This is a genomic window from Streptomyces sp. BB1-1-1 (genome assembly GCF_031597775.1).
In the GTDB taxonomy this organism is placed as follows: domain Bacteria; phylum Actinomycetota; class Actinomycetes; order Streptomycetales; family Streptomycetaceae; genus Streptomyces; species Streptomyces thinghirensis.
The window spans coordinates 5,156,466-5,170,916 of sequence record NZ_CP134203.1 but is presented as its reverse complement, the minus strand read 5'-3'; the positions used below and the strand labels follow the sequence as shown (position 1 = coordinate 5,170,916).

At 67.5% G+C, this 14,451-nt stretch carries 6 protein-coding genes; all 6 read right to left on the bottom strand.

Annotated elements, in window-relative coordinates:
- Position 1: 1 nt before the first annotated feature.
- Positions 2-2,137, bottom strand: a complete 2,136-nt coding sequence (locus tag RI578_RS23855; RefSeq protein WP_310872980.1) for a DEAD/DEAH box helicase — start codon at positions 2,135-2,137, stop codon at positions 2-4.
- 7 nt (positions 2,138-2,144) lie between these two features.
- The gene (gene brxD, locus RI578_RS23850) at positions 2,145-3,464 is read right to left on the bottom strand and encodes a BREX system ATP-binding protein BrxD (protein ID WP_310872979.1); all 1,320 of its coding nucleotides are present in this window, start codon (positions 3,462-3,464) and stop codon (positions 2,145-2,147) included.
- The gene (locus RI578_RS23845) at positions 3,461-3,751 is read right to left on the bottom strand and encodes a hypothetical protein (RefSeq protein ID WP_310872978.1); all 291 of its coding nucleotides are present in this window, start codon (positions 3,749-3,751) and stop codon (positions 3,461-3,463) included. Before RI578_RS23845 ends, brxD begins: the two co-directional genes overlap by 4 nt.
- Positions 3,748-6,432 (bottom strand): BREX-2 system phosphatase PglZ, encoded by a 2,685-nt coding sequence (gene pglZ / locus RI578_RS23840; RefSeq protein WP_310872977.1) that lies wholly within the window; start codon positions 6,430-6,432, stop codon positions 3,748-3,750. The genes RI578_RS23845 and pglZ overlap by 4 nt, the downstream gene beginning before the upstream one ends.
- Complete coding sequence (locus tag RI578_RS23835) at positions 6,429-10,337, bottom strand: DUF6079 family protein (protein ID WP_310872976.1); 3,909 nt, start codon at positions 10,335-10,337, stop codon at positions 6,429-6,431. Before RI578_RS23835 ends, pglZ begins: the two co-directional genes overlap by 4 nt.
- Positions 10,338-10,704: 367 nt before the next feature.
- Complete coding sequence (gene pglX, locus RI578_RS23830; RefSeq protein ID WP_310872975.1) at positions 10,705-14,358, bottom strand: BREX-2 system adenine-specific DNA-methyltransferase PglX; 3,654 nt, start codon at positions 14,356-14,358, stop codon at positions 10,705-10,707.
- Positions 14,359-14,451 lie beyond the last annotated feature (93 nt).

The following is a 14,451-nucleotide window of genomic DNA, read 5'->3' as shown; positions in this document are numbered from 1 at the left end:
ATCAGAGGAGCAGGGTCAGCCTGGTGGGCTCCTCGAGGACCGATGCGGCCCTGTCCGGATCCGCCAGACGAGCGGCCAGCGTGGCCGTCGCGAGACGCTCCGGCAGGGCGGCGCTGAACTTCAGTCCCCGCGACGCTCGCGGGTCCACAGAAGGCAGACTGAGCTGTTCTGCCGCTCGGGTCCTGGCCTGCTGCCATTCGGCGGCTGTCAGGTCCTCTCGGAGGCGGATGCAGGCGTCCGTGGGGTACTGAAGGGGGTCGGCGATCTCACTGAGGGTGGCCGCGAGTGTGGCGTTCGCTCTCTGCCCGGCCCACGTCCACCAGCGCACGCCGGTATCGCGACCTCCACGGACGACGACGGTTCCGCCCGGGTGCACGCGTTCGACGGCGTTCTCGCGGGCGGCGGCCAGGGCGTCCTGGGCGCGCCGTGTCAGCGACACGGACGGATCGGTACCCATCAGGACTTCGCGTACGCCGCGCGTGATTTCGTACGAGGCTCCCCGGGCCAAGCCCGCTCCGGCCCACCGTGCCTTCCCGCCGCTCTCCACAGGCTCGACGAAGCACCGGCGCCTGGACCAGTCGACGTAGGTGACCTGCCAGCTGCGTCCCGCCAGCAGGAGGCGTCGTGGGCCGGCCACTTTCTCGGTCAACAGGGCGGGATCGGTCGATCCGATCTCCTTGCGGCCGAAGAGCACGGTGAACTCCGGCGCGGCGGTGAACACCGCCGTCAGGTCCATGAAGTGGCGGTAGCCGAAGCGCTGCTCCGCTTCGGGGCCGATGAACAGCATGCCGCCGTCGCGTTCGAGGTAGCCCTCGTCGACCAGGTGTTTCACGATCGGTTCGGCCGGGGGTCCGAAGGGGCCCAGCCCGCCCCACCATTCCTGCCAGAGGTGTTCCCCGACGGTGTTCTCCTGCAGGCAGAGGGCGAGTACCTGCTGCGCGGCGATGTGGCGGGGCTCGGGTGGGGCCACCACTGGCTCGACCCAGCCTCGTGACCACTGCAGGAGCAGGGCCGCGGCGGCGAGCAGGCCGTCTTCGTCGAGGGTGAGGAAGAGGCAGTTGCGGGTGGTTCCCGGCCGTCTGCCGGTTCGGCCCAGACGCTGGAGGAAGGACGCCACGGTGGGCGGTGCGTCGATCTGAACGACTCGATCGAGGTCACCCACGTCGATGCCGAGTTCGAGGGTGCTGGTGGAGACGATGACGCAGTCGCGCGCCTCACTGAACGCTTCCTCGGCGCGTCGGCGCTCGTCGACCGCGAGGGAGGCGTGCGAGAGAAACGTGGTCACGCCTTTGGCGCGCAGGCACTCGCCGAGCTTCTCGACGTGCCGCCGGGTCTCACAGAAGACCAGGCGCTTCTCTCCTCGGTGGAGTGAGGCGATAACGGTGGCGGCGTTCTCCAGGGAACCCACGTAGTCGAGCTGGATGTCTCCGGACGGCGGAAGGCCGGCCGTCGGTGCGGGGCTGCTGACATCGACCACCTGTGAGGGTCGTTTCCCGGCACCGGAGCCCTGCAGCCAGGACAGGAGCTGCGGAGGATTACCCACGGTCGCGGAGAGGCCGATCCGCTGCACCGGACGGCCGGCGACCCGTTCCAGGCGTTCCAGCACGGCAAGGAGGTGCCAACCCCGGTCATCGCCTGCGAAGGCGTGGACCTCGTCCACGACGACCGCCCGAAGCCCCGAGAAGAAGGCGCGGTGATCGACGTTTGCGCTGACCAGCATTGCTTCCAGCGACTCCGGCGTGGTCAGCAGGATGTCGGGCCGCTCCCACAGAATGCGTTTGCGCCGGGTCTGTGAGACGTCGCCGTGCCAGAGGGCCGTAGAACGTCCGAGCCATGAGGTGTAGCTCTCCAGGCGCGGCAGCAGGTTGTTGAGCAGTGCTTTGAGCGGACACACGTAGAGGATCGAGGTCCCCGTCCACCGTGCCTGGGCCATTTTCGACAGCAGCGGGAAGGCCGCGGCTTCGGTTTTGCCGCCGGCGGTGGGCGCGAGGAGCAGCGCGTCCGTGCCGTCCATGAGCGGATGGATCGCGGCTTTCTGAAGAGGGCGCAGATCGGGCCAGCCGAGGGTGTTGGCGATGTGGTGCAGGACGACGGAATGGAGCCGGTCGACCGCGTCCGGGGTGTAGCCGGAGTTCACGGGCGCCTCACAGAGGGAGTTCGATGTCGTCGGCCGAGCCTGCCGCGGCGTTCCTCTCGGTCCCGGTGAGCTCGGAATCAGTGACTGTGAGCGCGTAGTGCTTGCGCGGATCGAAGTCCTCGAACTGCTCCACACGGTCCAGTACGTCACCCACGAGCTTCTTGAGGAAGAGCCTCGGTGCGACGCCGACTCTGCCACCGAGATTTCCCGCCACGGCGCGCGCGAGGTCGGCCACGTAGGAGTCGTCGACGACGCCCAGTACTCGTTCTGCGGCTTCGCGTTCGGCGCCCGAGGCATAGATGTCCCGGACCCTGCCACCGAGGTCGGTCAGGGATTCCACGGTGAAACCGGGGAGCCTGAGCTGCACGGCGCGCGGGTTGTCGAACCGTGCGTCGGTGGTGAAGTCGGTGGCCAGGCGCTGGGCGAGCGGTGCCAGCCGCTGGACGCCCTGCGGCCCTTCGAAGAAGGCGGGCGTGCCGGTGATGAGGAGGTAGAGGCCCGGGAACCGCCCGGAGTGCACCTCGTCGATGAGTTGACGCAGTGCGTTGAGTGCCTTGTCCCGGGCGTCCGAGCGGACTCGCTGCAGCGTCTCCACCTCGTCGAGGACGAGAAGCAGCCCGGGGTGGCCGGAGTCCTTGAGGACGGTCAGCAGGCCCTGGAGGAAGCCGAGGGCCCCGAAGTGGTCCAGGTCGCCGCGGACGCCTGCGCTTCGGCGGGCCGCCGCGGCGACGTGGGGCTGCCCGCCGAGCCAGGCCAGGACGGATTCGGCGGTGGCGTCGTCGCCCGCGTCCTGGGCGCGCCGGTAGCCGCGCAGGGCGGTGGCGAACGCCGGTGCGACGCGGGAGACCTCGGCAAGGCGTGCGGTGAGGAGGCCGTCCACGGCTTGCGGCAGTTCGTCGTCGGTGGCGTCGGCGGCGAGTGCGTCCTCCTCCAGGGCGTAGAACCAGGCGTCTACGACGGGCCGGAAGGCGCTGGGCGGGAAGGTGTTGGTGGCGAGGCGCTCGGTGAGTCGCCGGTAGACCGTCTCCAGTTTGTGGAGTGGGGTTTCGTTCTCGGAGACCTGTACTTCGGCGACGGCGAAGTTGCGGTGCTTGGCGCGTTCGGCGAGCCAGCGGGTGAAGAAGGTCTTGCCCGAGCCGTATTCGCCCCGTACGGCTTTGAAGACGGCTGATCCGGTGGCGACCGCGTCGAGTTCCGCGTCGACGGCTGCCTCGAACCGGCCGAGGCCGACCGCGAGGACCCCAAGTCCGGTCTCGGGTACGGCGCCCCGCCGCAGTGCGTCGATCAGTCGCATGCGGCGTTCGGGGCTGATGCCCTGGGCTGTCACGTCCGTGCTCCGTCTGTCGTGCCGATGCGGAACTGCCGTCTTAGCAGCGGTACGTCGAGCCGGAGGGAGCGTCCGTTGTCGGTGAGGGTGAGGACCTCCGCCTGGTCGTAGTTGAGTACGCGTTGCAGTGTGGCGGCGAAGCCCGCGGCGCGCGTGGCGCGTTTCCCGGCCCGTTCCGCGACCGCGGTGACCGGGAGGATTCCGTGGGCGTCGACGAGTGCCTGGACGGCCTTTGCGACGGTGTCGAATTCCTCGGGGCGTGGCAGTGAGCCGAGCTGCGCGCTCATGATGTCGGACGTGCGCAGCTCCTCGATGAGCTGTTCGGCGGCCGAGGCCGGGGCGGGCTGGGGGGAAGTGCGGCCGGCCCGGTCGGCTCGGTCGTGCTGATGTCGTCGAAGGACAGCAGCGCTCCCTGGCCGGTCTCATGCTCGGCGGCCTGCTGCTCTTCCGCCCTCTTCCGCAGATCGGCGGCCGAGGGCGTGCGCCTGGCCGGCGGTGTGATGGCCGGTGCCGGTGCGGACGGGACCGGTACGCCGGGAACGGTGTCCTCTGTCAGGGACCACCAGAAGGGCCGCTGGGGGCCGAGCTCCCGCCAGCCCTTGGGTACGAGGGCGCCGTGGGGGGCGAAGGCCAGCACGGGGATGGCAGCTTCGGCGAGGGCGACACCGCCGTGGTATCCGGCCTGCCGGTTTCCGTAACGCAGCCCGGTGTCCCACAGGGCGGTGATGCGCTGCCCTTCGGCGACGACGCGCCGTCCGGCGAGGACGGTCTCGCCACGGCCCGCTGGTGTGGTGCCTCGGCGGTGCCGTGCGGAGAGCGCGTCGGGGACGTTCTCCTTGTCGGTGCCGTGGTCGATGACGTGTCCGTGGTCGGCGGTGATGACCAGGGCGCGGCCGGTGGTGCGGGCCTGGGTCAGCAGTGGTTCCATGCCGAGGAGTTCGTTCAGCTGCCAGTGGGACATGGCCCGGTCCTCGCCGAGGCGGTCATCGATGGTGTTGACGACGACGGCCACGTGGGTGTCAGGGTCGGCGAGTGCCTCGGCGAGTTCGCCGCCGAGGGCGTGTCCCGCGCCTCCCCGCAGGTCGGCCTTGTGGAAGAGCTGGACTTTTGCTCCGCCCCAAAAGCGGTGTGCCGCGAAACGCCTGCGTTCTTCCTGCTGGTCGATCTCGGTGAGCTCGCCGGCGAAGAGCGAGCCGCGGGAGGCCCGGGTGATCGTGGGCAGCGCGGCAAGCATTCCGCGCCGCTGACGGTCTCCCGCGGTGTCGGCCACCGGGTCATATTCGGCCCAGGACCGAGCGCGCAGTTGCTCGGCGAGGGCCGCGGCCACGGCGGCGCTCGCTCCGTCGAGTACGACGAGGAGGAGCGGCGGGCTTCCGGCGCTCGACGGGCGGGCGGGTTTGACCACCGGTGCCAGGACGCGGCGGGCGAAGTCCTCGACGACAAGGGCGTCGCGCGGTGCGGCACCGCTGCGGGTCTCCTCGGCGAGGCAGTGGGCGAAAGCCTCGTCGAGAGCCTGCCGCCGGGCCCGTACGGCGGTGCTCAGTGTGGCGAGCGCGCCGGGCAGTTCCGGGTGGGCGTGGTCGCCGTCGGTGATCCAGCCGTGGGCGAGGTCGACCCACCCGTAGGTGGCGATGTGCTGCTGCACCGCCTCGGCCGCGGTGATGAATCCGGTGGCCGGGGGCTGGGCGAGCCAGTGCACGAGCCGCTGCGCCATACGGATCCGGGTCATGGTCGCGCGGTGGCTCGCGAGCCGGGACAGCTCGTGCCCGGTCAGGCGTTCGACGGCGTGTTTCAGGTCGCGGATGCGTCGCTCGGCCGGGGACTTGCCCGGGTCGGTGGGAACACAGGCGGCCAGTGCGCGGGCGACGGCTCCGTAGCGTGCCCGTTGTCCGGTTTCGAGCAGGTCGCTGGCGGCGGCGGCGTCCTCTGCTCCCATGTCGCGGATGAGGACGTCCGCGCGGGCCATGAGAGCGCGGGGGTCGGGTCCCGGCAGCACCGGCTCGTCCTCGGTCACGTCCGCGGAGCGGGCGGTCAGCAGAACCCGGACGTAGTCCTCGGTCTCGGCACCGAAGGCGGCGAAGCTGTCGTCGTCGAGTCGCCGGCCGCCGAACTTCAGCTCCGCGCGGCCACGGGCACGGTCCACTCCCGCGGGTACTTTCCCGCCCCACAGGGCGGCGCACACCAGCCCCATGGGCACAGCGTCGGCGCCGTTGCCCGCCTCGAAGAGCGCGAACAGCGCGGTGAGCGCCTGGTGCGCCCGGAGGCCCACCCGGTCGGAGTCGGCGAGCCAGGCCGCGAGTCCGCGCCGTTCCTGGTCGCGCAGCGAGGCGACGCGTTCGACCGCGCCGGGAGCGAGGGACCAGGCCATCAGGGCGTGCAGGTCGAGCCGGCCGGGGTCGAGGCGGTGAGCGGCGGTGGACAACCGCCCGGCGGCGAGCCGGGACAGGGCGGTGTCGCGGGAGAGGACCGTGCCGGGGGTCTTGGGCCAGCTCTCTTGGCCAGCCGCGTCGATGAGGGCTTCCGCCGCCCAGCCCTCGGCGGTCAGGCGGGGATCGAGGCCCACGGCGCCGAAGAGGCGACGGACGACGGCCCAGGGCTCTATGGGGTAGACGCGGTTGCGGTAGACCCGGGCGAGCAGGCCGGGGCCGAGGTCGGCGTCCTCGACATCGGTGATGACGGCGAGCACGTCCTGTTCGCCGGCGTCGGTCCGTTCCCATGCGACGAGTGTGTCCAGCACGGCGAGCGGTGAGACGGCGGTGGTGATGTGCGCGCTTCGGCCGCCGCCGAGTGGCAGCCGACGGGGCCCGTTCCAGTGCGGCTCCGCACGGATGAGGACGATGCGGGGCTCGCCCTCGGTGAAGGAACGGGCTTCCAGTACCTGGACGACCGCGGCGGGGTGGGCGGGCCTGGGGCGGGACTGCCCGGCGCCGTGTCCGGGCGGCGGAGCGGTGGTGCTGTTCGCGCTCACGGCTGGTCGATCACCTGCCAGGTGATCTGGACGCGGACGTGCGGGTGAGCCTCGGTCACTTCGGCGAGTTCTGCCCGCAGCCGGTCGATGGCGTCGGCGGCCTCCGTCTCGTACTGCCCGTGCGACTGTTCCGGTACGGCGACGGACGTGCCGTTGCCGTTCGGAGCCGGAGCGCCGTTGCTGGGCAGGGGGAACCGGGCGGGCGCGGGAACCGGCGCGGGGCCGGGCTGCGGGCCGGCGGGGGGCGCGGGCGGCGGGGTCTGTGCGGCGTTGGCGCGGCGCAGGATCGCGGTGAGTTCCCGGGTCGCTTTCTCCAGCGCGGTGTCGAGGACGGCGGTGTTCTCGTCCGCCCGTGCCGTGCCGTGCAGGGAGTCGAGGACGACGCGGGCCTCGGTGGCGTACGGTTCGCGCACGTCGCGGGCCATGTCGTAAACGCTGGACCAGGGCACGCCCGTCAGAGCGCCGAGGACGGCGGGCGCACTGATCAGGGACGTCCCGATTCGCTCCTGGCCGGCCCGGTCACCGGTGTCGGCACTGGCGAGCAGGGTGACGACGGCAAGCGGGTCGTGCCGGTCGGCGTCGGTCAGGTCGTCCGCGAGGACGGCTGCGCGGCGGGCGGTGCCGAGGCGCCCCTCGTCGTTCTCGGTGTCCAGACCGAGGTAGCCGGCGTGCTCCTCCAGCTCGTCGACGAGTTTCCTCGCCGCGGGGCGCAGCTGCGCGGCCCGGGCCCTGATCCGGTCGCTGAACTCGGCGATGATGCGGGCCCGGCGCATCGGCGACAGCGGGGCTTCGCCGAATATGCGTGCCGCGCGCTCGACGGCCTCGTTCCACACATCCTCGGTGGGGCGTTCCTGCGCCCGCAGGCTGTAGACCGTCTTGAGGGCGGCCGGGTCGGCGACCTCGACAGGTCCGTTGTGGTAGGTCCACACCCGGTCGGTGCGCTCGGCGTAGGCGCAGAGCACCAGGTTGGCGAGGACCGGGTCGAGGCCGTGCGGCAGGGGCTCGTCGATCCAGTCGAGGAGGGTGCGGACGGGGATGTCCTGGTCGTCGTAGACGGTGCCGGCCTTCTGCCCGAAGTGCTCCTCCCAGTGCCGGCCGAGCTGGAAGCGGGCCTCGAACATGGTGCCCAGTTTCAGGCCCTTCTGACCGGCGATGCGGGCCATCAGCGGGCGGTCCTTCGGGCGGATCTCGACGACGTCGGTGCCTTCGTCGGAGGCGGTGCGCAGGTACCCGAAGACGGTCTTGACGTCGGCCGTCCGCACCGACAGCTGCTCGTTCTGCGGGTCGAAGTCGGGATGGGCCGGGTACTGGTGGGCGAGGGCGTTGGAGATGATGCGCCGCGCCGCGTCGTACAGCGACTGGTTGTACTCCAGCACGATCCCCTGCATGTCGGGGACGGGCAGGATGTGCTCGTCGTAGGCGCCGACGACCGCCGGGTCCTTCGGCAGGAGGCCGTAGGCCTGCTTGAGTGCGGTCCGTACGGTGCTGGACAGGCGGCGGTGCTGGTTGCGCAGGGCGTCCTTGGCGCGTTCCCGGTCGTTGGGGCTGAGGTGTCCGGCGTAGGACTCGAAGCGCTGCCCGTTGAGGACGTAGTCGATGATGACCAGCCGCTGGAACTTCGTGTACATGGCGTGCGTGAAGTGCGCGGGGATCCAGCCGATGGTGCGGATCTCGTCGTGGTCGGGGAGGTTCTTGAGCCGCATGATGCGGTCGCGGTCCTCGGCCTCGCCGTAGACGTCGTCGAAGGGCATGTCGACGATGAGCCGCCAGTTGCCGGGCTGGCGCGGCTTGACCTTGTCGTCGTCCAGGGTGTTGGCGTCGGCGAGGTTGCCGAAGAGGACCTCGGCGGTCCGCCGGGAGCCGCGCCACGACAGGTTGAGCTGGTCGTCGAGCTGGCCCTCGGTCACCCCCAGCTCCTCCCACAGCATGCGCTTGAGGAGGCCGCGGCGGTTGGACGGGTTGTTGTTGGTCTGGGCGCGGGTGACGACGGACTCGTAGTCGACCCCTACGAGCTCCAGCGAGATCCCCGCGTCGGGTCCTTCGGTGTACTTGATCTCACCGAACTCGTCGGCCCATTCCTTGGCCTTCTTCGCGACTTCCTTGGCCTCGAAGCCGCGCACCCGAGAGGTGACGATGCCGTGGTTGAGGGCGGTGAGCCGCTTGACGGTCAGGTTCTGGAAGGCGGGCACGGACGGCACGAGGGCGGACAGCAGCAGGGTGCCGATGAGCCGGTTGTCGACGATGAAAGACTCCACCCGGGCGCGTACGGCGGGGTCCAGTGCGTCGGGGTCGCGGCGGTACACCTCGGTGTCGTCGTGGGTGAGCTCGTACCGGCCGAACAGGTAGGGCTGGAGCTTGTTCTTGTACAGCTCCTGCGCGGAATGGAACTGCTCCCGCAGGGTCTGGGTGAACGGGTCGCTGCCGCCCCGGTACAGCACCTCGTACAGGTCACCGAGGGGCACGAGCTGGCCCAGGCGGAGGGTGTCGCGCTGGTCGAACAGCATCTGGCCCATGAGCTTCAGGCCGGTGCGGGAGCGGGACAGCGCCTCGGCGACCCGCACCAGGGTGTCCATGAAGGCCGGCGAGAACGGGAAGGCCCGGCGGAAGGCCTCCTCGTCCGCGGTCGTGATGTCCTTGCTGTCGCCCAGCAGCGCGTCCCACACGTCGGGCTTGACGCGCTTGATGTTGGTGAAGGCCTGGTCGATGCGGGCCTTCGCGTCAGGCACGTCCTCGCGGGGCTGCAGCAGCCGCGCGTGTGCGATCGCCGGCAGGTCGCTGTCGGGCAGCGGGATCGTACGGAACCGGTCGTCGGCCAGGGAGAGGGTGTCCTGGATGGACACCTCGGCCGAGCCGAGCACGGCCTCGTCGCCGACCAGTTCCCGCAGGTCGCGCTGGCGGGCGATGAAGGAGACCACCGGGATGGCCCGGCGGGCGTCGCTGCCCTCCACGAAGTTGGTGATCTTGGCGGCCTGCTCGGAGACGAACTCCTCGTCCCGGATGCGGTTGGCGAGCCACAGGATCAGCTCGTCGAGGAAGAGGACGAGCGCGTCGTAGTTGAGGGACTTCGCGTGCGCCGCGATGATGCCGAGCCCCCGGTCGAGGGAGACGAACGCCTGCCGGTCCTCGGCGGCGTCCCGGAAGAGCCCCTTGAACCAGGTGGTGAGCGCGTCGGAGACCAGTTTGGCGCGCAGCCCGCCGGGGGTGACGGGCTCACGGTGCCACTGCGGGTCCACCTCGTTGAGAGTGTCCTCGTCCACCTGCTCTGCGGCGAGCGCGGTGTCCAGCTTCTCGGAGGTCCAGAAGACCGAGTCACCCCACTTGTCCTCGGCGTCCCCGCCCGGAAGTCCGTCGATGAACGCCTCGTCGCCCATCCGCTCCCGGTGGCTGCGGACGTTCTCGAACAGCGCGTCCGTGCGGTAGACCTGCGGGATCGGAGCCTCGGGGTGGAGGCGACGGATGTGCTCCACGTAGCCGCCGAGCACCTTCTGTTCGAGGGACTTGCCGTCGAGCATGTGGAAGGGCAGGAGCAGGAACTTCGTGTGGTGCAGCCAGGGGTGCATACGCATGGCCCCGGCGAAGCTCTCGTGACCGCGCATCCTGAGCGACGCCCGCTCCTGGATGCCCAGCAGCGCGGCCAGCACCGCCATGAAGTGCGACTTGCCGGAACCGAAGGAGCCGTGGAGGTAGGCGGCCTTGGAGCTGCCGCTGGTCAGGGCGGCCTCGATGAGGGACAGGGCGTCCCCGAACCGCTCCACGAGGTTGTCGGTGAGGACGTAGGCGTCCAGCGCCTTCGCAAGCTCCTCGTCGCTGCCCAGCGCCTCGGTGAGCTTCAGAACGAAACTCTCGTGACTGACGGTGGGGATGTCGATGACCTCACGCAGCAGGGGCTGGGTGGGGTGTGCCATCGCGTACTCCTCGTGTGTCCCGTTTGTGGCCCGCTCGGCCGCCCGGTCCGGCCTGAACGGCAGCCGCCGCTCGCCGGGCCGTCCGCCCCTGTCTCCGGGTGCCGCCGCGCAGGTCCGCCGGACCGGTGCCCCGCCCGCCGCACGACTCGCGTACGGCAGGCCCGACCGCCTGACCCGGACGGCCCACGTCACCCGAATACCTCAGCGTAACGTGCGGGGAGCACGGATCTGCCGGGTTTGCACGGGTGAGCGGGGCGCGGGCGGGGTGGTGGGTCGGGCGGGGCCCCTCGCAGGGGTCCCTGCGAGGGGCCGACTACACCTGCCGTCTCTGTCCCGGACTCCGCCGGGGCGGCGAGAGTCTCCTCTGTCAGTCCTTCGCCTTCCGGCTCTTCCCGCCGGCGGGCTTGGCCGCGGCCTTCTTCGCCGTCTTGCGGGCGGGGCGCCAGGCGCGCAGCTCCTCGTCGGTGACCGCGAACTCCTCCTCCCGCTGCCAGTCCAGCAGCGCCTCCTCGAACATGCCGGCGTCTTCCGGGTGCCACTGCCTCAGCCACGGCAGCAGCTCCAGCAGACCGGCGAGGTAGGGGATGAAGTCCTCCCGCTCCCAGTTTCCAGAGGTCGTACGGGCCTCGATGGTCTCGGTGAGGGCCGCGGCCTGCTCCAGGTGATCCCATCCGCCCCAGCCCAGGACCTCGATCGCCGGGTTGAGGGTGCGGCTGTAGGAAATGAACCGCTCCTTGGGGACGTCGAGGCCGCCGCGCTGGGCGGCGTAGGAGGCCTTGCGGTAGTCCGCCGTCGTGTACTTCGGCGGCACAGGCGTGCCGTCACGGATTTCCATCGCCTTCAGATGGTCACCGTCGGCAGTGGCCGCATCTTCCTGCCGTTGCCGCTCCCAGACCTGCTCCCAGACCTCGCGCTTCTTCTTGTGGGCCGTCTCCGTGTAGCGCAGGGCCGCCAGGAACGGCACGTGCTGATCCTCGACCAGCTTGGGGATGATCACGGACAGCTCCTCGCCGGGCGCGTAGAGCTCCGCGACAGCCACGAAGTCGTGGTCACGGGTGAGGTCGTCGACCAGCTCGGGGAGGGAGCGGGTGCGAGGGCGCTCCGTCCCGTCGTAGTCCGTCTCGTACCAGAGCTCCCGGCTCTCCATGCGCGCGAGCAGCCACTCCTTGAGCGCCGCCTGCTGCTGGACGTCCCACTCGTCGGTGAGCCAGCGCCGCTTGTACTCGGGGCGCTCGATGAGCCCGATCACGGACGAGTTCTTCATGGCTTCGAGCCGGCGGCGGACGGTCTCCTTGTACGCCTCGGGCCAATCGGCCGGGATCTCGGTGATCATCTGCGACTTGTGACGCCGGAACCATTCCGTCTTGACACTCTGATCCTTTACGCGCCTACCAAGATCGATCTCGAAAGCACGCTGCCCGAGGACCAGACCCTCAACGGGCAGTGAGCCTTCAGGCGCCGTGAGGTCGGCATGCAACCCATAGATGCCGTACACCTCCCAGTCCAGCTCCTCCTGGACGGCAATCATCCGGGCACGGATGCGGTTCCATTCCACCTTCGCCCCAGCAAGGACGTCGGCCGTGGGCAGCTTTTCCGGGTCTGCAGCGACACTCAATGGGGTTACGGCAGCCAACTGCTGGGCTAGATTGTCAAGTTCCGTTGCCCGAGCTAGAGGGAACACCTCAGGAAGCGGGAACTCTCGAACATTAGTCGAGTTGAACTGTGACCACACTGTCCATTTTTCTGATTCAAGACCACGTCCGACCCCATTACTAGGCTTAATGTGGCACATCTGCTTAAGCCAGAAGCAGGCGGCAGAGGAATTGAGGACGCCAAGCAGCTGAACGTAATCTCGTTCGACCAAATTCTCCGCAAGCTTGATAACGGGGGCAGTCTGCTTAAAAACCTTATCGCCACGATCGAGGGCGAAGTGATTATGAGTGGCCACTTCTGCGTAGACGATCGACAACGGGTTCTCAAGCTTTGACGAGTAGAGTTCCTGCCACTCATACCATGCTAGGCCACGCTGCACCATTGGCGTGCCAAAACGTCGCCTGTGCCGGATTACACTCTTGCCAGCCGAGAGGATTTTTTCGGAGTCATCAAGCCCGGAGAATGGAATGGTCTTGAAATTTTCATCATAGGTCCAGATTGCGTCGAACTCCGAACGGGCCTGGAAATCCCGCACGGCATCACCGGAAACCAGAGATCGATAGCTCTCGATCCCCAACCTTCGTACAGCACCGTTCCTCGGCAAAAGATAAAGGTCATCTTCTCCGGTAACCGATGTGATGCCAACCGTAGCACGCCACGATTTTTTGAGAGTTCCGACGGAATTTCTATCGATCTCATCAATCGTTTCCACCCCGCCATCAGCCAGAATCCAGGGATGCCTGCCGAAATACTTTTCACGATCAAGGTTGTCAACGGAGACCCAGTCACCGACACTCTTCCCAGGATCATCAATTCGCTCAACGATGTCCCGCCAGACGTGCCCCTGAGCGGCCTCATCCGGAATTCCCGGCTCACCCTGCACTCCACGTACCGTACGCACGGTCTTTGCTCCGCTGGCAGCAGGGCGATTCCTCCCTACAACGATTACCGTCGGAGTGCCATGGTGAGGAATATAGGCTCCAGAAGAGTCGATTACCTCAGTCAGGTCTACGGCACTATTCAGATACCCTTCGACCAACTTCTCGCCGAACTCGCGCTTCATGAAAGCACTGGAAGTGATCTGTCCGACATAACCAGCCTCAGCGCCGCTTTCATCACGCTTTGCAAGCTCAAAGAATCTTTGCATGAACGGAACTGAGAGCGTATACCGCCCGTGGCAAACATGCCTATATAGACTGCGGTAAGTGTCCCTCAACTTCGAATCTTTGACCGCGATGTACGGTGGATTCCCTACTACTACATGATAACGCCCCGGTGTGAGAATTTCCAAATGTTCGGCAAGATCTTCTACGCCGAACCAAAAATCATAATCCTCGCTATCCCTAACCTCTCCCCCACTCGCATCAAATAGTTTGCCTTGCTGAGACTTGAAGAGAGCATCGCCCGTCGCGACATGAAGCGGCCATTTATAGCGGGCCGTCTCCCGCAAATTTGTTACGCCCGCCGCTTTCAGCGCAGCGATTATTAGACGAAATCTAGCAATAGCTACCGCAAACGGATTCAGGTCAACTCCGTGAATGGCGTCAAGGGCACCCGCCACGCGTGTATGTACGTCATCGTTAGGGGCTCTGCGCTCCCATTCGCCTAGAATCTGATGGAAAGCTCCCAGAAGGAAGTGCCCCGAACCGCAGGTCGGGTCGATCATTTTGACGACGTCATACCCAATCTGAGCAAGCGCCTTCTTCAGGGTGCGATCAAGAATAAATTGCTCAACGAACTCCGGTGTCTGAAATAGAGCATACTTTTCTTGCGCGTCCTGCGATAGATCTTGGTAGATGTCACCGAGGAAACGCGTATCCCACTCATCGCTGCCGAAATCGTGCACGAGACCTGTGCCGCCCTCTTCAGTCTCTTCGTGAAGGCGCCAGAAATCAAGCAACTTTTTGGCGCCCTCATTCGAAAGAGGGATTTGATAGAGGGGGTTATGGCGTTTATCGAAGAGAAGTCGTCCAGCTGGCGAATCTCCGATCTCCTCAAAGGCCGAATATAGCCAGTCACGGTGAGTGTGTGCCGGATTTTCTGCCATGAAATGGCCGTGGCGCTCCTGCGCCTGTGTCTCACGCGTGGTTGTTGTTCCAGCAAGGAAGGGGAGGTGAAGGAGATGGTTATCTTCGCAGAAACGCACGAAAACCGTTCCAAGTACCCATGCCACGGCGGACTGGGTCACCCGTTCCTCGATCCAGCGAGGAAGCGCTGCCGACGTCTTGCCCACTTTGAAAGCTTTGTCGTACTCGGCGCGCAGACGCTTCGCGACCTCAGGTAGCCTCCCAAGTTGAGCCTGGAGGTCCGTCTCGGCTTCGGCCACCTGCTTCTGCAGATCCTCGAGTAGACGCACGCTGTCAATCACTGAGCCCACCAACAGTTGAGGTGTTTGGTCACGGATGGCGCCTTGCGGCGCACAAGCATCCATTGGACCACGACTCAGCCCCGTCTCTCAGGT